The sequence below is a fragment of the Lysobacter koreensis genome (assembly GCF_042677045.1).
GTDB classification, from domain to species: domain Bacteria; phylum Pseudomonadota; class Gammaproteobacteria; order Xanthomonadales; family Xanthomonadaceae; genus Lysobacter_K; species Lysobacter_K koreensis.
On record NZ_JBHTIH010000001.1, the window covers coordinates 1 to 18,716 of the forward strand.

Below are 18,716 nucleotides of genomic sequence, written 5' to 3' on the forward strand. Positions count from 1 at the left end.
GTTGGGGTTCGGGAAGTTGTCGGTCTCGATCTCTTCGCGCTGGTAGCCCAGGCCCATCACGATGTACGGGTTCCAGTTGCGGCCTTCCGCCAGGAAGTGGCGGCGAGCGTCGAACGAGATGCCGTACTGGCTCCAGTTCAGGTCCTGGTTCAGGTCCTGGTGCGGGTTCTGGTAGTTCAGCTCACCGTCGATCGACCAGTTCGGGTTGATGAACTTGCCCAGGCCAATGGCCACGAACGGCGCATTGCGCGTGCCGCGGTCGTTGTCCTGGATGTTCATGCCGGCCGAGCCGGTCAGGTACCAGCGGTCATCGAAATCCTGGGCGTTGACCGCCCCTGCAACACTCAGACCACCCAGCAGGGCGGCGCAGAGGAGTTTCTTATTCATGGTGAGCTCCTTGTTCATAAAGATTGGGAAAACCGCGTCTGCGAGGTTCCTTACCGTTCGGGGGACGGCAGCCTGAACGACGCCATCGGGGCGCAGGTTAGGTTTTCCCATGTGAAAGCGGTGTTAACGGGCGTCTAACAATCCACAAAGTTCCGCGAGGCGCGCAAGCCGGTGCAATTCCGGTCAGCTTTGCAGCAGTGCAACGAGGTCGCTGATCGACATCGCATCGAGTTTTTCCGGCTCGTGTGCCAAGCCCAGCAACCGCTCGACGTTGGCGGCCGGCAACCTGGCGCGGATCGCCGCCTCGAACTTCGCCATCAGTAGCGGAATGCCCTCCGCGCGACGCTTGCGATGGCCGATCGGGTAGTCGATCGAGACCTTGTCGGTGCAGCTGCCATCGTTGAAGAACACCTGCACGCAGTTGCCGATGGTGCGTTTGTCGGGATCGAAGTAGTCGCGGGTGAATCGTTCATTCTCCCGGACCGACATCTTCTCGCGCAGCGCGTCGATGCGCGGGTCGGCGGCGACCGCGTCGCCGTAGTCGTCGGCGGTCAGGCGACCGAAGATCAGCGGCACCGCGACCATGTACTGCAGGCAGTGGTCGCGGTCGGCGTAGTTGGCCAGCGGGCCGGCCTTGTCGATGATGCGCACGCCGGCTTCCTGGGTTTCCAGCTCGATGCGTTCGATTTCGTTGAGGCGGTCCCTGACCTGGGGATGCAGCGCCATCGCGCACTCGACCGCGGTCTGGGCGTGGAATTCGGCCGGGTAGCTGATCTTGAACAGGACGTTCTCCATCACGTAGCTGCCGAACGGGTGCTCGAACACGAACGGCTTGCCGTCGAAGGCGACGTCGTAGAAGCCCCAGGTCGGCACCGACAGCGCGCTCGGGTAACCGGCCTCGCCCTTGACCGCGTTCAGGGCGTGGATGACGGCGCGGCGACAGGCATCGCCGGCGGCCCAGCTCTTGCGCGGGCCAGTGTTGGGGGCGTGGCGGTAGGTGCGCAGCGCGCCGTGGTCGATCCAGCTGTGCGAGACGGCGTTGACGATCTCGTCCTTGCCGCCGCCGAGCATCGCGGTGGCGACCGCGGTCGACGCCAGCCGCACCAGGATCACGTGGTCGAGGCCGACGCGGTTGAACGAGTTGCGCAGCGCGTACCCGCCCTGGATCTCGTGCGCCTTGATCGCATGGCCGAGCACCTCGCGGACCGTCATCGCCTGGCCGCCCTCGGCGATGGCTTTGCGGCCCAGGTAGTCGGCCACCGCCAGGATCGCGCCGAGGTTGTCGGACGGATGACCCCACTCCGCCGCCAGCCAGGTGTCGTTGAAGTCGAGCCAGCGGATCTGCACGCCGATGCTGTAGGCGGCCTGCGCCGGGTCGAGCTCATGCGCGGTAAACGGCACACGCGCGCCGCCTTTCATGTCGGCGCCCGGCACCAGCGGTCCGAGGTGTTTCACGCAACCGGGGTGGTCCATCGCCAGCGCGGCGCAGGCCAGCGAGTCGAGCAGCATGTATCGCGCGGTCTCGAACGCCTCGGTCGAGTCGATCCGGTAGTCGACGACGTAGTCGGCGATGTCCACCATCGGCGGGTCGGGGGCCGGGCGGACGGTGGAGCGAAGGTCGAACTGGCTCATGGATGCATCCCCGCGGGCGGAAGCAGGCGCCTACTGTGCCGCAGCCCGCCACCGGCGCCCGTCAAGGCCATCCGGGCAGGCCCCGGTTGGCAACGGCCGTGGCACGCACCGTCGCGGCGGCGCGCTTGGCAATCCGGCGCGGCGTCCCAACCTTTGCTGGCATGGACATGCCTATCTGCCTGCCTTCGCTGTTCCTCTCCCACGGTTCGCCGATGCTGGCGGTCGAGGATTCGCCGGCCGGGCAGTTCCTCGACGCGCTGGGCGAGCAGCTGCCGTGGCCGAAGGCGATCGTGGTGGCCTCGGCGCACTTCGTCGCCGACCGGCCGATGCTCGGCGGCCACGTGCAGCCGCATACGGTGCACGACTTCGGCGGCTTTCCCGAGCCGCTGTACCAGATCCGCTATCCGGCGCCGGGTCACCCCGACCTGGCGCGGGAAGCCATGCAGCGCCTGGCCGATGCCGGCCTGTCCGCCAAGGTGCGCGAGAACCACGGCCTCGACCACGGCGTCTGGGTGCCGCTGCGCCGCATGTACCCCGACGCCGACATCCCGGTGGTCCCGCTGTCGGTGAACCCGACCGGCACCGCCGCGCAGCACTACGCGGTCGGCCAGGCGCTGGCGCCGCTGCGCGACGAAGGCGTGCTGGTGATCGGTTCGGGCGGGTTCGTGCACAACCTCGGCGACCTCGACTGGGCGCACAAGGACGCGCCGCTGGCGCCGTGGGCGGCCGAGTTCGGCGACTGGATGCACGCGGCGCTGGCGGCGCGCGACCTGCCGGCCCTGCTCGACTGGCAGCAGCGTGCGCCGCATGCCCGCCATGCGCATCCGACGGTGGAACACCTGATGCCGCTGTTCGTGGCGCTCGGCGCGGCCGGCGACACCGCGACCGTGCGCACCCTGCATCGCTCGCACGAGTTCGGGTCGCTGGCCCTGGACGCGTTCGCGTTCGATTGACGCGGGCGCACCGGCTCAGTTCGTAGCTTGGGCACGCGCAGCACCCGGGAGTTTCGTCATGCGTCAGGAGCCCCCGGGTGCGGCCTGCGGCCTTACCCGGGCTACGAAAGCGCACCTCGTAGCCCGGGTAAGCGCAGCGCACCCGGGAATCGCGGCAAGCGGTGCTGGACTTAGAACGCGTCGGCCGGAACGCGCACGTGGCCTTCCATCAGCACCCGCGCGCTGCGGCTCATCACTGCCTTGGTGACGGTCCACTGGCCGTCGACCTGCCGCGCCTGCGCGCCGACGCGCAGGGTGCCGGAGGGGTGGCCGAAACGCACCGCTTCGCGCGGGCCGCCGCCCGCGGCCAGGCTCACCAGGGTGCCCGGGATCGACGCGGCGGTGCCGATCGCGACCGCGGCCGTGCCCATCATCGCGTGGTGCAGCTTGCCCATCGACAGCGCGCGCACCAGCAGGTCGATGTCGCCGGCGGCGATCGGCTTGCCGCTGGAGGACACGTGGTCGGCCGGGGGCGCGACGAACGCGACCTTCGGCGTGTGCTGGCGCGTCGCGGCCTGCTCGACGCTGCCGATCAGGCCCATGCGCACCGCGCCGTGCGCGCGGATCGCCTCGAACCGCGCCAGTGCGGCCGGGTCCTCGTTGATCGCGCCCTGCAGCTCGGCGCCGGTGTAACCCAGGTCGGCGGCGTTGAGGAAGATGGTCGGGATGCCGGCGTTGATCAGCGTGGCCTGGAACGTGCCGACGCCCGGCACGTCGAGCTCGTCGACCAGGTTGCCGGTCGGGAACATCGCGCCGCCGCCCTCGCCCTCGTCGGCCGGATCGAGGAACTCCAGCGCGATCTCCGCGGCGGGGAAGGTCACGCCATCGAGCTCGAAGTCGCCGGTCTCCTGCACCTCGCCGTTGGTGACCGGCACGTGCGCGACGATGGTCTTGCCGATGTTCGCCTGCCAGATGCGCACGCTGGCGATGCCGTCTCGTGGAACGCGGCTGGCGTCGACCAGGCCGTTGGCGATCGCGAACGGACCGACCGCCGCGCTCAGGTTGCCGCAGTTGCCGCTCCAGTCGACGAAGGCGGAGTCGATCGCGACCTGGCCGTAGAGGTAGTCGACGTCGTGATCGGCCACCGTGGCCTTGGAAATGATCACGCACTTGCTGGTGCTCGACGTCGCCCCGCCCATGCCGTCGGTGTGCTTGCCGTAGGGATCGGGCGAGCCGATCACGCGCATCAGCAGCGCATCGCGCGCCGCGCCGGGCGCCTGCGCGGCCGCGGGCAGGTCGTCCAGGCGGAAGAACACGCCCTTGCTGGTGCCGCCGCGCATGTAGGTGGCGGGGATGCGGAGTTGGGGGGCGTGCGACATTGAACTGTTCCTGATGAATGTCTGTGTTGATGCCGATTCGTAGGGCGGGTTTCAACCCGCCTTCTGGGTCTGGACAGGTGTTGGCCCGAACGGCCGGCGGGTTGAAACCCGCCCTAAGCCGCTGCGGGAGCGTTGAATACGTGAATCAAGCCGAGCCGCGAAGCGAGTACGGCTTGAATGAACCGTCAGGCCCCGGCCCGCAGGCCATGGACCTCAGCAATGAAGGACGACTTGAGGCTTTGGTAAAAGGCACGGTTTCCGCCAGATTCCGCGACGACAGCACGCTTGAGTGCCGAGTACCGGGCAGCCGTTGCCGGCGATCCACGCAGGGTGTCACGGAAGCGTAGGTGGTGCGCCCACTCATCCCCGTGTCGTTCGAGTACGTGGAGATGAAAGGTGCGCCGGGGCGAGCCATGAACAAAGTAGTGCCGACGCGGAATGCCATGCTCGCCACGGTACTCGTAGCCAAGGCCAACCAGGAGGGGCACGAGCGGGAAGCCTGCTTCGAAGGACCCAATGGCAACGGCGATGTCGAGGATTGGTTTGGCGAGAATGCCGGGGATGGCCGTGCTTCCGATGTGCCGGATGTCGAGTGCGGCTGCGTCGAGCGCAATGGATATCCGGTCGTGCTCGGCGGCAAAGCGCGATCCCCACTCAGGCCCGACCGTGACGAGACGCAGTTCGCCGGAAGCCAAGCCAAAGTCGGGGTTGTCGGTGTCATTCATCAGATTGCGAGAACCCTAGAATCGTAGGGCGGGCTCAAGCCCGCCTTCACTGTACGACGCGATCGGATTCGAAAAGTTGGCGGGCCGGGACTCGCTCTACCCGCCTGGCTTGAAAGCACCCCTCCCCAACCCTCCCCTTCGCTTTGCGAAAGGGAGGGAGCACAAGTCAGGCCGCCTGCGCCGACTCCAGGAAATCGTTGGCGAAGCGCTGCAGCACGCCGCCGGCTTCGTAGATCGACACCTCCTCGGCGGTGTCGAGGCGGCAGGTCACCGGCACTTCCACGCGTTCGCCGTCGCGGCGCTGGATCACCAGGGTGAGCGTCGCGCGCGGCGTGCGGTCGCCGGTCACGTCATAGGTTTCGGTGCCGTCGAGGCGCAGCGTGTTGCGGTCGGTGCCCGACTGGAACTCCAGCGGCAGCACGCCCATGCCGATCAGGTTGGTGCGGTGGATGCGTTCGAAGCCTTCGGCGGCGATCGCCTCCACGCCGGCCAGGCGCACGCCCTTGGCGGCCCAGTCGCGCGAGCTGCCTTGGCCGTAGTCGGCGCCGGCGATGATGATCAGCGGCTGCTTGCGCGCCATGTAGGTCTCGATCGCCTCCCACATGCGCGTGATCTCGCCCTCCGGTTCGATCCGCGCCAGCGAACCGGGCGTCACGTTGCCGGCCGCGTCACGCACCATCTCGTTGAGCAGCTTGGGGTTGGCGAACGTCGCGCGCTGCGCGGTGAGGTGGTCGCCGCGGTGGGTCGCGTAGGAATTGAAGTCCTCTTCCGGCAGGCCCATCTTCGCCAGGTACTCGCCGGCGGCGCTGTCGAGCATGATCGCGTTCGACGGCGACAGATGGTCGGTGGTGATGTTGTCGCCGAGCACCGCCAGCGCGCGCATGCCGCTCAAGCTGCGTTCGCCGGCCAGCGCGCCTTCCCAGTAGGGCGGGCGGCGGATGTAGGTGCTCTGCGGGCGCCAGTCGTACAGCGGGCTGATCTTCTCGCCGTGCTCGACTTTGATCTTGAACATCGGGTCGTAGACCTGGCGGAACTGCTCGGGCTTGACGCTGGCGGCGACGATCGCGTCGATCTCCTCGTCGCTGGGCCAGATGTCCTTGAGCGTGACCGCCTTGCCCTGCGCATCCACGCCGAGCACGTCCTTCTCGATGTCGAAGCGCACGGTGCCGGCGATCGCGTAGGCGACCACCAGCGGCGGCGAGGCGAGGAACGCCTGCTTGGCATACGGGTGGATGCGGCCGTCGAAGTTGCGGTTGCCCGACAGCACCGCGGTCGCGTACAGGTCGCGTTCGATCACTTCCTTCTGGATCGCCGGATCGAGCGCGCCGCTCATGCCGTTGCAGGTGGTGCAGGCGAAGCCGACGATGCCGAAGCCGAGCTGCTCGAGTTCCGGCAGCAGCTTGGCGTCCTCCAGGTACAGCTGCACCGCCTTGGAACCGGGCGCGAGCGAGGTCTTGACCCACGGCTTGCGGGTCAGCCCGCGCGCGTTGGCGTTGCGCGCCAGCAGGCCGGCGGCGATCACGTTGCGCGGGTTGCTGGTGTTGGTGCAGCTGGTGATCGCGGCGATGATCACCGCGCCATCGGGCATCAGGCCCTCGGCTTCCTGCGCGCGCGGCGCGTCCATGCCGGTGGCGATGCCGCGCGCGACCAGTTCCGAGGTCGGCAGGCGCTTGTGCGGGTTGGACGGGCCGGCCATGTTGCGCACCACGCTCGACAGGTCGAACGACAGCGTGCGTTCGTACTGCGCGGTTTTCAGCGCATCGGCCCACAGGCCGGTGTGGCGGGCGTAGGTTTCGACCAGCTTGACCTGCGCGTCCTCGCGGCCGGTCAGGCGCAGGTAGTCGATGGTCTTGTCGTCGATGAAGAACATCGCCGCGGTCGCGCCGTACTCCGGCGCCATGTTGGAGATCGTCGCGCGGTCGCCCAGGGTCAGCGCGGCGGCGCCCTCGCCACGGAACTCGAGGTAGGCGCCGACCACCTTCGACTGGCGCAGGAATTCGGTCAGCGCCAGCACGGTGTCGGTGGCGGTGATGCCCGGTGCCGGCTTGCCGGTCAGCTCGACGCCGACGATCTGCGGCAGGCGCATCCACGACGCGCGGCCGAGCATCACGCTCTCCGCTTCCAGCCCGCCGACACCGATCGCGATCACGCCCAGCGCGTCGACGTGCGGGGTGTGGCTGTCGGTGCCGACCAGCGTGTCGGGGAACGCGACGCCATCGCGCGCGTGCACCACCGGCGACATCCGCTCCAGATTGATCTGATGCATGATCCCGTTGCCCGGCGGGATCACGTCGACGTTCTTGAACGCCTTCTTGGTCCAGTTGATGAAGTGGAAGCGGTCTTCGTTGCGGCGGTCCTCGATCGCGCGGTTCTTCGCGAACGAATCCTTGTCGAAGCCGGGCGCCTCGACCGCCAGTGAGTGGTCGACGATCAGCTGGGTCGGCACCACCGGGTTGATCTGCGAGGGATCACCGCCGCGCTCGGCGATCGCGTCGCGCAGGCCGGCCAGGTCGACCAGCGCGGTCTGGCCGAGGATGTCGTGGCACACCACCCGCGCCGGGAACCACGGGAAGTCCAGGTCGCTGCGGCGCTCGATCAGCTGGGTCAGGTAGGCGCTCAGCATGGCCGGCTGCGCGCGGCGCACCAGGTTCTCGGCATGCACGCGCGAGGTGTAGGGCAGCGTGTCCCAGGCGCCGGGCGTGATCGCCTCGACGGCGGCACGGGCATCGAAGTAGTCGAGCGCGGTGCCCGGGAGCGGCTTGCGGAAGTCGGTGTTCATGGCGGGCATGTGCGGGTCTCATGCGTGGCTGGGGCGCGGGTCGCGCGGGCGGGGCCCATCGCGCGGGGCGCGGAAGCCGAGGCTGGCGGGCGGTGCGGGGGCCGTGGCTTCACGGCAGCGGCGATTATCGCATCCGCTCGTGCGTCGCCGCTCCGCAACAAGGCATGCGGCGCGTCGCCTGCCTCTTCGATGACATCGCCGACCTCTGCGCTGACGTCGCGGACCTCTCCGTTGAGGTCGTCGACCCTTCCATTGAGGTCACGGACCTCTCCGTTGAGGTCGCGGACCCTTCCGTTGAGGTCGCGGACCCTTCCGTTGAGGTCGCGGACCCTTCCGTTGAGGTCGCGGACCCTTCCGTTGAGGTCGCGGACCCTTCCGTTGGGGTCGCTGACCCTTCCGTTGAGGTCACGGACCCTTCCATTGAGGTCGCGGACCTCTCGGTTGAGGTCGCGGACCCTTCCGTTGAGGTCGCGGACCCTTCCGTTGGGGTCGCTGACCCTTCCATTGGGGTCGCTGACCCTTCCGTTGAGGTCGCGAACCCTTCCGTTGGGGTCGCGGAGCCTTCCATTGGGGTCGCGGACCCCTGCGATGCCGGCATCGGGGGTGCGCCCCCCTTTGAAAAAGGGGGAAGGGGGGATTTGCCTTGGCTCACGAGGTTGCAGCGGAACAGCAACAGCAACAGCGAATCTCCCACAACCCCTCTTTTCCAAAGAGGGGAGCAGTCCCCGCAGGCGAGGGCCGCGCCTGGCGCTTGCCCGAACCCGGCTTTCCCGGCATCGTGCGCCATTCCATACGCCAGCGTACTTGCGCATGACGGCTGCCAGCCCACACCCGCTCTACCCGAACCTGTTCGCCCCGCTCGACCTGGGCTTCTGCACCCTGCCCAACCGGGTGCTGATGGGGTCGATGCACACCGGGCTGGAGGACAAGGCCGGCGACTTCCCCAAGCTGGCCGCCTACTTCGGCGAGCGCGCGGCCGGCGGCGTCGGCCTGATCGTGACCGGCGGCTTCGCGCCCAACATCGTCGGCTGGCTCAAGCCGTTCGGCGGCAAGCTCAGCTGGCCGTGGGAGGTGCGCAAGCACCGCCAGGTGACGCAGGCGGTACATCAGCACGGCAGCCGCATCTGCCTGCAGATCCTGCATTCAGGTCGCTACGGCTATCACCCGCTGCAGGTCGCGCCGTCGAAACTGAAAAGCGCGATCAACCCGTTCACCCCGCGCCAGCTGTCGGCCGGCGGCGTGGAGCGCCAGATCCGCGCGTTCGTGAACTCCGCGCGCCTGGCGCGCGAGGCCGGCTACGACGGCGTCGAGGTGATGGGCTCGGAGGGCTACCTGCTCAACCAGTTCACCGCGCCGCGCACCAACCAGCGCGCCGACGCGTTCGGCGGCGACGCCGGCCGGCGCATGCGCTTCGCGGTCGAGATCGTGCGCCACATCCGCGAGGCCTGCGGACCGGATTTCATCCTTATATATCGCCTGTCGATGATCGACCTGGTCGACGGCGGCCTGAGCTGGGACGAGGTGGTGCAGCAGGCGCGCGCGGTCGAAGCCGCCGGCGCGACCCTGATCAACACCGGCATCGGCTGGCACGAGGCGCGGATCCCGACCATCGCCACCTCGGTGCCGCGCGGCGCGTTCACCGGCATCACCGCGCGGCTCAAGCCCGAGGTCGGACTGCCGCTGGTCACCACCAACCGCATCAACATGCCGCAGGTCGCCGAGCGCATCCTCGCCAAGGGCGACGCCGACATGGTGTCGATGGCGCGGCCGCTGCTCGCCGATCCAGCCTGGGTCAACAAGGCCCGCGAGCGCCGCTCTGACGAGATCAACACCTGCATCGCCTGCAACCAGGCCTGCCTCGACCACGTGTTCGAGAACAAGCACGCCAGCTGCCTGGTCAACCCGCGCGCCTGCGCCGAGACCGAGCTCAATTACCTTCCGACAAAGGCGCCCAAGCGCATCGCCGTGGTCGGCGCGGGGCCGGCCGGGCTGGCCTGCGCGACGGTCGCGGCCGGCCGTGGCCACCGGGTGACCCTGTTCGATGCCGCCGCCGAGATCGGCGGCCAGTTCAACCTGGCCAAGCGCATTCCCGGCAAGGAGGAGTTCCACGAAACCCTGCGCTACTTCGGCCGGCAGATCGAGCTGACTGGCGTCGAGCCACGCCTGAACACCCGCGCCGACGTCGCGGCCCTGGCCGGCTACGACCACGTGGTGCTCGCCACCGGCATCGCGCCGCGCGCGATCGACATCCCCGGCGCCGACCACCCCAAGGTCGTGAGCTACCTCGACGTGCTCAGCGGGCGGGTGGTGCCGGGGCGCCGTGTCGCGATCATCGGCGCCGGCGGCATTGGCTTCGATGTCGCCGAGTTCCTGGTTCACCACGGCAGCGATGCCAGCGGTCCGGCGCTCGACCCGGCCCGCTGGCACGCCGAATGGGGCGTCGACCTGGCCTACACCGACAACCGCGGCGGCCTGGCGCAGGCGCGGCCGGAGCCGCCGGCGCGCGAGGTGTGGCTGCTGCAGCGCAGCCCGGGCAAGCCCGGCGCCCGCCTGGGCAAGACCACCGGCTGGATCCACCGCGCCACGCTCAAGGCCAAGCAGGTGCAGATGCTCGGCGGCGTCGAGTACCTGGGCATCGACGACACCGGCCTGCGGATCCGGATCGCCGGCGAGGAGCACACCCTGCCGGTCGACCATGTCGTGGTCTGCGCCGGGCAGGAGCCGTTCAAGCCGCTGGCGGCGGAACTGGCCGGTGGCACGGCAGCCGTGCACGTGATCGGCGGCGCCGACTTGGCGGTCGAGCTGGATGCGAAGCGGGCGATTGCCCAAGGCAGCCGACTGGCGGCGTCGCTGTGACGACGCACCTCACGAAACTGGCTGCGAGCCTGTAGGCACGGGGTTTTCGCCCCGCATTCAGGGTAAAAACTCCAATCGAATCTGACGCTTACGATTCGCGTTCACGCGACGTTTACCCAACCGCCGCTACCGTGCGCCAACTTTTCCCGCCCTAGGCCTTGGCGGGACCCACACCAACCCCGCGTTCTGCGGTGGTTTCGGTGAAGGGGCCAAGCGCGCCGCAGAGCCCGCCGCCCTCCCCAGTACGCCATGTCGGCTCGCACCGTGGTCACCGCCTCCCCAGGCGGCCCGGAAGTGCGGCCGGCGCAACGGAGCAAGGAGTTCGTATGAAACTGGCTTGGATCATGTGGCTGGCCTCCGTGCTGCCGCCGCAAACCGCCGATTCGCTGTGCCTGAGCACCACCGTCTACCTCGAAGCCCGCGACCAGTCGGTGCGTGGCCAGAAGGCGGTGGCGGAAGTCGCCCTGCGCCGCCGCGACAGCGGCCTGTGGGGCGACACCGTCTGCGACGTCGTCACCGCGCGCAAGCAGTTCGCGCCGACGATCGTGTCGCCGGGCACGCGCCTGGACAACCCGCGGGCCTGGGCCCAGTCGGTGACCAGCGCGTTCGAGGCCGAGCACAACTGGGCGCTGCCGATCGGCGAGCGCCAGGAGATCGTGCCGGGGGCCAGCCACTTCATGGCCCACGCGATCGCCAGCCCGAGTTGGCGCAACGCCTACCAGGTCGCGACCATCGGCGACCACACCTTCCTCAAGGTGCAGTCGCTCAAGCCGCGCAAGTCGTAACGGAGCGTTGCAGTCCTGCGGTTGAGGATGGGGAACGCGCTCGGCCATAGTGCCGGCACCCTCCCCTCCCCCCCGCGAAGGAACTTGCATGAAGCTCTACTACTCCCCCGGTGCCTGCTCGCTGGCCGACCACATCGCGTTGGAATGGACCGGCCAGCCGTACGAGACGGCGCGGCTCTCGCGCGAAGACCGCAAGACCCCCGAGTACCTGAAGATCAACCCGGCCGGCGCGGTGCCGGCGCTGCAGGACGGCGACTGGGTGCTGACCCAGAACGCGGCAATCCTGAACTTCATCGCCGACACGTTTCCCGACGCCAAGCTCGGCGGCAACGGCACGCCTAAGGGCCGCGCCGAGGTGAACAAGTGGCTGGCATTCGCCAACTCCGACATCCACCCCGCGTTCCACCCGCTGTTCGGTTCGACCGCCTACCTCGAAGACGCGGCCTTGATCGACAAGACCAAGGACGCCGCGCGCAGCAAGCTGCGCGGCCTGTTCGAGCGCGCCGATGCGCAACTGGCAGGCAAGGACTGGCTGACCGGCAGCCGCTCGATCGCCGATCCCTACCTGTACGTGGTTGCGCGCTGGGCCAAGGGCAACGGCATCGACCTGTCGGGCCTGTCCAACCTCGAGCGCTTCGTCAAGAACATCGAGGCCGATGCCGCGGTGCAGAAGGTGCTCAAGGACGAAGGCCTGGCCTGACACCGGTCGCCACCCCGCAACACGCAAAAGGCCGCGCATGTCGCGGCCTTTTGCTGTCTGGCGTCGGTGGCGGTGGGCACACCGCGTTGCGTGAAGTCGACCGGCAATCAGGGTTGCCGCTCGCGCCAGTCGCGGCTCATCTCCAGGTAGGTGAACGATGCCGACCACGTGATCAGCACGAACCCGGTCAGCGCCATGGTGCCGGCCATGAACCGGATCGGCCCGACCGGCGCCAGGTCACCGAAACCCAGCGTGGTGTAGGTCGTCGCCGACAGGTACACCGCATCCAGCAGACCCAACACGGGCACGCCGGCCACGCTGCCGGTAGCGCCGAATTGCAGCACGCCCCACACCGTGACCCCGAAGATCCAGATCTCCGCCACGTGCAGCATCAGCACGCCGAAGATGCCGTACAGCACCTTGCGCCGGCGCTGGCTGGGGTGGAGGCGGGTCAACCAGCGCAACAGCAGGTACAGCCCTTCGTAGTGCACCAGAACGACCGCGCACACCGCCAGCACGGTGGCGAGCACCACGATCGCGTTGGCGTCCCAATGCTGGTACATGCCGGTGTCGACCAAGCTCAGCGCTGGTCGATCGGCACGTAGGCGCGGTCTTCCGGCCCGGTGTAGTTGGCGCTCGGGCGGATGATCTTGCCGTCCTCGCGCTGCTCGATCACGTGCGCGCTCCAGCCGGTGGTGCGCGCGATCACGAACAACGGCGTGAACATCGGGGTCGGGATGCCCATCATGTGGTACGCCGACGCGCTGTACCAATCCAGGTTCGGGAACATCTTCTTGGTGTCCATCATCAGCGTCTCGATGCGCTCGCTGACGTCGAACAGCACCTGGTTGCCGCCGGTCTTGCACAGCTTGCGCGACAGCTCCTTGATGATCGGGTTGCGCGGGTCGCCGACGGTGTACACCGGATGGCCGAAGCCAATGACGATCTCCTTCTTCTCCATGCGCGCGCGGATATCGGCCTCGGCCTCGTCGGCGGTGCCGTAGCGGCTGATGATGTCCATCGCCACTTCATTGGCGCCGCCGTGCTTGGGGCCACGCAGCGCGCCGATCGCGCCGGTGATGCACGAATGCAGGTCCGAGCCGGTGCCGGCGATCACCCGCGCGGCAAAGGTCGAGGCGTTGAACTCGTGCTCGGCGTACAGCACCAGCGACTTGTCGAGCGACTCGGCGTGCAGCGCGCTCGGCGGCTCGCCGTGCAGCAGGTGCAGGAAATGGCCGGCGACGTTGTCGTCGTCGGTCTCGACATCGATGCGGCGGCCGTTGCGGGTGAAGTGCCACCAGTACAGCAGCATCGAGCCGAAGCTGGCGATCAGCTTGTCGGCGATGTCGCGCGCTTCCGACGCCGGGTGGCCTTCGCGCTCGGGCAGCACGGTGCCGAGCACCGAGCAGCCGGTGCGCAGCACGTCCATCGGGTGGGCATTGGCCGGCACCAGTTCCAGCGCTTCCGTGAGGATCGCCGGCAGGCCGCGCAGGCGCTTGAGCTTGGTCTTGTAGGCATCGAGCTGGGCCTGGGTCGGCAGCACGCCGTGCACCAGCAGGTGCGCGACTTCCTCGAACGACGACCTGGTGGCCAGGTCGTGGATGTCGTAACCGCGGTAGTGCAGGTCGTTGCCGCTGCGGCCGACCGTGCACAGCGCGGTGTTGCCGGCAGCGGTGCCGCTGAGGGCAACGGATTTCTTGGCCTTGGGCAGGACCTGGGGGGTGTCGGTCATCGAGGTTCTCCTGGTGATTGCTGCGCGGACGGATCGGGCGCCATGGGCACGCGATCAAGCCCGTCCGGGGTGTCAGGCGCCGTGTCCGGTGTCGGTGGCGGCCGTCGTTAGTCGGGACATAGGGTCAGTACAAACGGTCCACTGGATTGATCGGGAGCCTCACGAGGCGCTCCAAACGAAACGGGGAAAACTTGCAGCCTAGCTTGCGACCACCGGGTCGCACCGACTGCGGACGGGCCCATGATCGCGCCCGCCGCAGTCGGAGGCCGACGGACGCGCCGGCGGAGAACGGGACAGGGGGCTCGCACAGCGGGAGTCTGTTCGCTCCGTCGGCCGACCACTTGCGGGGCCACCGCTGGCTTGCTTACCGTCGCCATGGCCGCGTGTCCGTCCACCTGGGATTCGCCCTTTATTCCTCGCCCTGCGCGAACAGCTCGTCGAGCTTCTGCTCGTAGCGGTGGTAGTCGAGGAAGTCGTAGAGCTCGGCGCGGGTCTGCATGATCGGCACCACGGATTTCTGCGTGCCCTCGCGGCGGACGGTCTCGTAGAACGTCTGCGCGCCCTTGTTCATCGCCCGGTACGCGCCGCAGCAATACAGCACGATGTCGACGCCGGCCAAGCGCAGTTCGTCGGTGGTGAACAGCGGGGTCTGCCCGAACTCGGTGATGTTGGCCAGGATCGGCACCTTCACCGCGTCCTTGAACTGGCGGTACTGCTCGAGCGTGTAGATCGCCTCGGGGAAGATCATGTCGGCGCCCGCCTCGACGCAGGCGATCGCGCGTTCGATCGCCGACTCGATGCCCTCGACCGCGATCGCGTCGGTGCGGGCCATGATCACGAAGCTGGCGTCGGTCTTCGCGTCGACCGCGGCCTTGACCCGGTCGACCATCTCGCCCTTGGGCACCAGCGCCTTGCCCGGCCGGTGGCCGCAGCGCTTGGCGCCGACCTGGTCCTCGATGTGCACCGCGGCCGCGCCGGCCTTGGTCAGCGAACGGACGGTGCGGGCGATGTTGAACGCGCCGCCCCAGCCGGTGTCGATGTCGACCAGCAGCGGCAGGTCGCAGACGTCGGTGATGCGGCGGATGTCGGTGAGCACGTCTTCCATCGTGCTGATGCCCAGGTCGGGCATGCCCAGCGAGTTCGCGGCGACGCCGCCGCCGGACAGGTAGATCGCCCGGAAGCCGCTGCGCTTGGCCATCAGCGCGGCATAGGCGGTGATGGTGCCGACCACCTGCAACGGGGATTCTTCGGCGACTGCCGTGCGGAAACGCGTGCCTGGAGAGTGGGGGGTCATCGCAAAACCTCGTGGGGCGGGTTTGACCCGCCGACTTGAACGACGGCGGGCTGAAACCCGCCCTACCAAGAGGCGACCGGAGCCGCCCTGGTGCTGGTTACAGCAGGTGCGCCACGCCGGCGCGCTCTTCCTCGAGCTCGGCCAGGGTCTTGTCCATCGCGGCGCGGCTGAAGTCGTCGACCGGCAGGCCTTCGACGCGGGTGTACTCGCCGTTGGCGGTGGTCACCGGCACGCCGTACATCACGCCCTCGGGGATACCGTAGCTGCCGTCGGACGGCACGCCCATCGTCACCCACTTGCCGTTGCTGCCCAGCACCCAGTCGCGGATGTGGTCGATCGCGGCGTTGGCCGCCGACGCCGCCGACGACAGGCCGCGAGCCTCGATGATCGCCGCGCCGCGCTTGCCGACCTGCGGGATGAAGGTGTTCGCGTTCCAGTCGGCATCACCGATCTTGTCCTTCAGCGATGCGCCATTGACGGTCGCGAAGCGGTAGTCCGGGTACATGGTCGGGCTGTGGTTGCCCCACACCACCAGCTTCTCGATGTCGGCCACCGCCACGCCGGCCTTGCCTGCCAGCTGCGACAGCGCGCGGTTGTGGTCCAGGCGCAGCATCGCGGTGAAGTTCTTGGCCGGCAGGTCCGGCGCCGACTTCATCGCGATGTAGGCATTGGTGTTGGCCGGGTTTCCGACCACCAGCACCTTGACGTCGCGGCTGGCGACCTTGTTCAGTGCCGCGCCCTGGGCGGTGAAGATCTTGGCGTTCTCGAGCAGCAGGTCCTTGCGCTCCATGCCCGGGCCGCGCGGACGCGCGCCGACCAGCAGGGCGATGTCGGCGTCCTTGAACGCGACTTCGGCGTCGTCGGTGCCAACCATGCCGGCCAGCAACGGGAACGCGCAGTCCTCCAGCTCCATCATCACGCCCTTGAGCGCGGCCTGGGCCTTTTCCATCGGCAGCTCGAGCATCTGCAGGATCACCGGCTGGTCCTTGCCGAGCATCTCGCCCGAGGCGATGCGGAACAGCAGCGAGTAACCGATCTGGCCGGCAGCACCGGTGACGGCAACGCGGACGGGGGTCTTCATGGAGGATTCCTTCGCTAAAGGTGGGAACAACAGTGGGAGGGACGGCGACCGGTCAGTAGACCTGGTAGCCCAATGGGGAGAGGTGTTGCTTGAGTTCGGCGGTGTCGTAGCCGCGGACCACGGCTTGGCCGATCACCGTCACCGGCACGCCGCGCGCGCCCAGTGCCTGCATCGCACGGTCGCCTTCGGGGGTGTCGACGTCGAAGACGCGGTAGCGCACGTTGGCCAGCTCGAAATCCTTCTGCTGCTTGCGGCAGTAGCCGCACCAGTCGGCCGCGAGCATGACGATGCGCTGGTCTCCGGTCTGCAGCCGCGGGTCGTCCGGGTGCAGTTCGGCTTCGGACCCTGCATTGCGGAAATGCAGGTAGCCACCGACCAGCCCCACCAGCAGCAGCACCCAGATCGCGCGCATCGCAGGCCCCGGCGTCAGCTGATCTCGTTGAAGAATTCCTGGAACCGCTGCAGGCCCGGCGCCAGCTGCGGCGTCGGGCAGGTGTAGCTGATGCGCAGCGCGCGCGGCTCGCCGAACGCCGAGCCCGGCACGCAGGCCACGCCCTTGGTTTCGAGCAGGGCGTTGCAGAAGTCGACGTCGTTGCCGATGCGCGTGCCGCTGGGCCCGTGGGTCTTGCCGTAGGCGACGCTGACGTCCGGGAACACGTAGAACGCGCCCTGCGGACGCGGGCAGACCACGCCGGGCAGCGAATCCATCACCGCCATCACCTGGTCGCGCTTGGCCTGGAACTCCGCGCACTTGGCCACCGGCACGTCCTGCGGCCCGCACAGCGCGGCGACCGCCGCGGCGCTGACCACTTCGGGCAGGTTGGTGATGTGGTTGGAGTTCATCGTCACGATCGCCTGGGCGACCACTTCGGGGCCGGCCATGAAGCCCACGCGCCAGCCCGGCATGCCGTAGGTCTTGGACAGCGAGTCGATGAAGATCACGCGGTCGCGCAGCTCGGGGCGCGCGTGCACGAAGTTGTGGTAGCCGACGCCGTCGAAAATCATCCGGTTGTAGATGTCGTCGGTGATGACCCAGGTGTCGGGGTGCTTCACCAACACGTCGGCCAGCGCGGTGATCTCGTCACGCGAATAGACCATGCCGGTCGGGTTGGACGGGTTGTTGAACAGGAACACGCGCGGCTTCTTGGCCAGCGCGGCGTCGAGCTGCGCCGGGGTGAGCTTGTAGTCCTGCTCGGCCGGGCACGGCATCAGCTCGATCTTCGCGTTGACGATCTCGGCGATGTCGAGGTAGCTGGTCCAGTACGGGGTCGGGAAGACGATCGTGTCGCCCTCGTCGAGCAGCGCCTCGGCGATGTTGTAGATCACGTGCTTGGCGCCGACGCCGGTCGCGCAGTTGACCCGGCCGTAGCCGGTCAGGCCGATCTTGTTGATGTGCTCGAGGAACGCATCGAGCATCGCGTCGCTGCCGCGGTTGCTGCCGTACTGGCCGCTGTCCTTGGCCAGCGCATCGCGGGCGGCGGCGTAGACGTGGTCGCCGGGCAGGAAGTTGGGCACGCCGATCGAGAAACTGATGATGTCGCGGCCTTCGGACTTGAGCCGCTTGGCCTTTTCGGCAACCTGCATGATCGCGCTGGGCTTGGCGCGACCGATGCGCCGGGCGAGCTGGAGCATCGCGTGAACCTCGTGGGGATATCGACGGGAATGGCCGGGAAACGGCCGCATCAACGGTCAGAACAAAGCCCCAAAATGGTACCACGGGCACCGCATGCGGCCTCCTGCACGACGTCGGCCGCCGGCAAGAAAACGCCCGCCTCCGGCAAGCCGGGGCGGGCGTCGTCGAATCGCGGGCAGCGAGCGTATCGGTGCGCGCGCGATGGGGATTACGGACGGGCGTTCGCGTCCAGGGTCTTGTTCCAGTCGGCTACGCGGTCGGCCTTCGCGGCGAGCACGGCGGCGGTGTCGCCTTCGATCTTCACCGACTTGATCAGGTCGCCCTGCTTGACGCTGTCGACGATCTCCATGCCTTCCAGGACCTTGCCGAACACGGTGTGCTTGCCGTCCAGCCACGGGCAGGCGACGTGGGTGATGAAGAACTGGCTGCCGTTGGTGCCGGGGCCGGCATTGGCCATCGACAGCACGCCGCGCTCGTGGCTCAGGCCGCCTTTGGCCTCGTCCTCGAAGCGGTAGCCCGGGCCGCCGGTGCCGGTGCCCTGCGGGCAGCCGCCCTGGACCATGAAATCGGCGATCACGCGGTGGAAGTTGAGGCCGTCGTAGTAACCGCGCTGGGCCAGGTTGACGAAATTGGCGACGGTCAGCGGCGCCTTGTCGGCGGCCAGTTCGATGCGGATCGGGCCGCGGTCGGTGTCAAAGTGGGCAATCAGGCTCATGTGCGGCTCCAGGCAAGGGGGAAAGCGTTCAGCCCGATATGGGGCTGCTGAACGACGTCGCCAAGGATAACGCAGGCGCCGAACCT

At 68.2% G+C, this 18,716-nt stretch carries 17 protein-coding genes; 4 read left to right on the forward strand and 13 right to left on the reverse strand.

Going from position 1 to position 18,716, the window contains the following annotated elements; genetic code table 11:
- Positions 1-387, reverse strand: a 387-nt coding sequence (locus ACFQZQ_RS00005; RefSeq protein ID WP_386810640.1) for an outer membrane beta-barrel protein, incomplete at its 3' end; no start/stop codon positions are given.
- A gap of 183 nt (positions 388-570) precedes the next feature.
- Positions 571-2,019, reverse strand: coding sequence for a bifunctional 2-methylcitrate dehydratase/aconitate hydratase (locus tag ACFQZQ_RS00010; RefSeq protein ID WP_386810641.1), 1,449 nt, complete (start codon positions 2,017-2,019; stop codon positions 571-573).
- A gap of 161 nt (positions 2,020-2,180) precedes the next feature.
- Here ACFQZQ_RS00010 and ACFQZQ_RS00015 point away from each other — a divergent pair, with 161 nt between their 5' ends.
- Positions 2,181-2,972, forward strand: a complete 792-nt coding sequence (locus ACFQZQ_RS00015) for a DODA-type extradiol aromatic ring-opening family dioxygenase (RefSeq protein WP_386810642.1) — start codon at positions 2,181-2,183, stop codon at positions 2,970-2,972.
- Positions 2,973-3,142: 170 nt separating this feature from the next.
- On the opposite strand, the gene prpF is transcribed toward ACFQZQ_RS00015, so the two are convergent.
- From prpF to ACFQZQ_RS00035, 4 genes are all read right to left on the reverse strand, one after another.
- Positions 3,143-4,330: a 2-methylaconitate cis-trans isomerase PrpF gene (prpF, locus tag ACFQZQ_RS00020; RefSeq protein ID WP_386810643.1), complete on the reverse strand. Its 1,188-nt coding sequence runs from the start codon at positions 4,328-4,330 to the stop codon at positions 3,143-3,145.
- 185 nt (positions 4,331-4,515) lie between these two features.
- Positions 4,516-5,055, reverse strand: a complete 540-nt coding sequence (locus tag ACFQZQ_RS00025) for a GrpB family protein (protein ID WP_386810644.1) — start codon at positions 5,053-5,055, stop codon at positions 4,516-4,518.
- A 166-nt stretch (positions 5,056-5,221) separates the two neighbouring features.
- Positions 5,222-7,834 (reverse strand): Fe/S-dependent 2-methylisocitrate dehydratase AcnD, encoded by a 2,613-nt coding sequence (acnD, locus tag ACFQZQ_RS00030; protein WP_386810645.1) that lies wholly within the window; start codon positions 7,832-7,834, stop codon positions 5,222-5,224.
- Positions 7,831-8,544 (reverse strand): hypothetical protein, encoded by a 714-nt coding sequence (locus ACFQZQ_RS00035; protein ID WP_386810646.1) that lies wholly within the window; start codon positions 8,542-8,544, stop codon positions 7,831-7,833. The genes acnD and ACFQZQ_RS00035 overlap by 4 nt, the downstream gene beginning before the upstream one ends.
- Before the next feature lie 100 nt (positions 8,545-8,644).
- Here ACFQZQ_RS00035 and ACFQZQ_RS00040 point away from each other — a divergent pair, with 100 nt between their 5' ends.
- The 3 genes from ACFQZQ_RS00040 to ACFQZQ_RS00050 all read left to right on the forward strand — a co-directional run bounded on the left by ACFQZQ_RS00040 (position 8,645) and on the right by ACFQZQ_RS00050 (position 12,175).
- Positions 8,645-10,690, forward strand: a complete 2,046-nt coding sequence (locus ACFQZQ_RS00040; protein WP_386810647.1) for an oxidoreductase — start codon at positions 8,645-8,647, stop codon at positions 10,688-10,690.
- Between the two features lie 326 nt (positions 10,691-11,016).
- Positions 11,017-11,475 carry a cell wall hydrolase gene (locus tag ACFQZQ_RS00045; protein WP_386810648.1) on the forward strand — a complete coding sequence of 153 codons (459 nt, stop codon included), beginning with the start codon at positions 11,017-11,019 and terminating at the stop codon, positions 11,473-11,475.
- Positions 11,476-11,563: 88 nt separating this feature from the next.
- A complete protein-coding gene (locus ACFQZQ_RS00050) occupies positions 11,564-12,175 on the forward strand; it encodes a glutathione S-transferase family protein (protein ID WP_386810649.1) in 612 nt (203 codons plus the stop codon).
- 107 nt (positions 12,176-12,282) lie between these two features.
- Here the strand turns inward: ACFQZQ_RS00050 and ACFQZQ_RS00055 are convergent, their stop codons facing one another.
- The 7 genes from ACFQZQ_RS00055 to ACFQZQ_RS00085 form a co-directional block, all read right to left on the reverse strand.
- Entirely contained in the window at positions 12,283-12,738 is a 456-nt protein-coding gene (locus tag ACFQZQ_RS00055) for an ion channel (RefSeq protein WP_386810650.1), read from the reverse strand.
- 17 nt (positions 12,739-12,755) lie between these two features.
- A complete protein-coding gene (gene prpC / locus ACFQZQ_RS00060) occupies positions 12,756-13,907 on the reverse strand; it encodes a bifunctional 2-methylcitrate synthase/citrate synthase (RefSeq protein WP_386810651.1) in 1,152 nt (383 codons plus the stop codon).
- A gap of 409 nt (positions 13,908-14,316) precedes the next feature.
- Complete coding sequence (gene prpB / locus ACFQZQ_RS00065; RefSeq protein ID WP_386810652.1) at positions 14,317-15,201, reverse strand: methylisocitrate lyase; 885 nt, start codon at positions 15,199-15,201, stop codon at positions 14,317-14,319.
- Positions 15,202-15,298: 97 nt separating this feature from the next.
- Positions 15,299-16,282 (reverse strand): malate dehydrogenase, encoded by a 984-nt coding sequence (locus ACFQZQ_RS00070; RefSeq protein WP_386810653.1) that lies wholly within the window; start codon positions 16,280-16,282, stop codon positions 15,299-15,301.
- Positions 16,283-16,334: 52 nt separating this feature from the next.
- Entirely contained in the window at positions 16,335-16,694 is a 360-nt protein-coding gene (locus ACFQZQ_RS00075) for a glutaredoxin family protein (RefSeq protein WP_386810654.1), read from the reverse strand.
- A gap of 14 nt (positions 16,695-16,708) precedes the next feature.
- Positions 16,709-17,914, reverse strand: coding sequence for a pyridoxal phosphate-dependent aminotransferase (locus ACFQZQ_RS00080; RefSeq protein ID WP_386810655.1), 1,206 nt, complete (start codon positions 17,912-17,914; stop codon positions 16,709-16,711).
- A 209-nt stretch (positions 17,915-18,123) separates the two neighbouring features.
- Positions 18,124-18,630, reverse strand: a complete 507-nt coding sequence (locus ACFQZQ_RS00085; RefSeq protein ID WP_386810656.1) for a peptidylprolyl isomerase — start codon at positions 18,628-18,630, stop codon at positions 18,124-18,126.
- Positions 18,631-18,716 lie beyond the last annotated feature (86 nt).

Coding starts and splice junctions, on each gene's coding strand:
- ACFQZQ_RS00045 (WP_386810648.1), top strand. CDS start 11,017: ATGAAACTGGCTTGGATCATGTGGCTGGCCTCCGTGCTGCCGCCGCAA.
- ACFQZQ_RS00040 (WP_386810647.1), top strand. CDS start 8,645: ATGACGGCTGCCAGCCCACACCCGCTCTACCCGAACCTGTTCGCCCCG.
- prpB (WP_386810652.1), bottom strand. CDS start 15,201: ATGACCCCCCACTCTCCAGGCACGCGTTTCCGCACGGCAGTCGCCGAA.
- ACFQZQ_RS00075 (WP_386810654.1), bottom strand. CDS start 16,694: ATGCGCGCGATCTGGGTGCTGCTGCTGGTGGGGCTGGTCGGTGGCTAC.
- ACFQZQ_RS00080 (WP_386810655.1), bottom strand. CDS start 17,914: ATGCTCCAGCTCGCCCGGCGCATCGGTCGCGCCAAGCCCAGCGCGATC.
- ACFQZQ_RS00085 (WP_386810656.1), bottom strand. CDS start 18,630: ATGAGCCTGATTGCCCACTTTGACACCGACCGCGGCCCGATCCGCATC.
- prpC (WP_386810651.1), bottom strand. CDS start 13,907: ATGACCGACACCCCCCAGGTCCTGCCCAAGGCCAAGAAATCCGTTGCC.
- acnD (WP_386810645.1), bottom strand. CDS start 7,834: ATGAACACCGACTTCCGCAAGCCGCTCCCGGGCACCGCGCTCGACTAC.
- ACFQZQ_RS00050 (WP_386810649.1), top strand. CDS start 11,564: ATGAAGCTCTACTACTCCCCCGGTGCCTGCTCGCTGGCCGACCACATC.
- ACFQZQ_RS00015 (WP_386810642.1), top strand. CDS start 2,181: ATGGACATGCCTATCTGCCTGCCTTCGCTGTTCCTCTCCCACGGTTCG.
- ACFQZQ_RS00070 (WP_386810653.1), bottom strand. CDS start 16,282: ATGAAGACCCCCGTCCGCGTTGCCGTCACCGGTGCTGCCGGCCAGATC.
- prpF (WP_386810643.1), bottom strand. CDS start 4,330: ATGTCGCACGCCCCCCAACTCCGCATCCCCGCCACCTACATGCGCGGC.
- ACFQZQ_RS00010 (WP_386810641.1), bottom strand. CDS start 2,019: ATGAGCCAGTTCGACCTTCGCTCCACCGTCCGCCCGGCCCCCGACCCG.
- ACFQZQ_RS00025 (WP_386810644.1), bottom strand. CDS start 5,055: ATGAATGACACCGACAACCCCGACTTTGGCTTGGCTTCCGGCGAACTG.
- ACFQZQ_RS00055 (WP_386810650.1), bottom strand. CDS start 12,738: ATGTACCAGCATTGGGACGCCAACGCGATCGTGGTGCTCGCCACCGTG.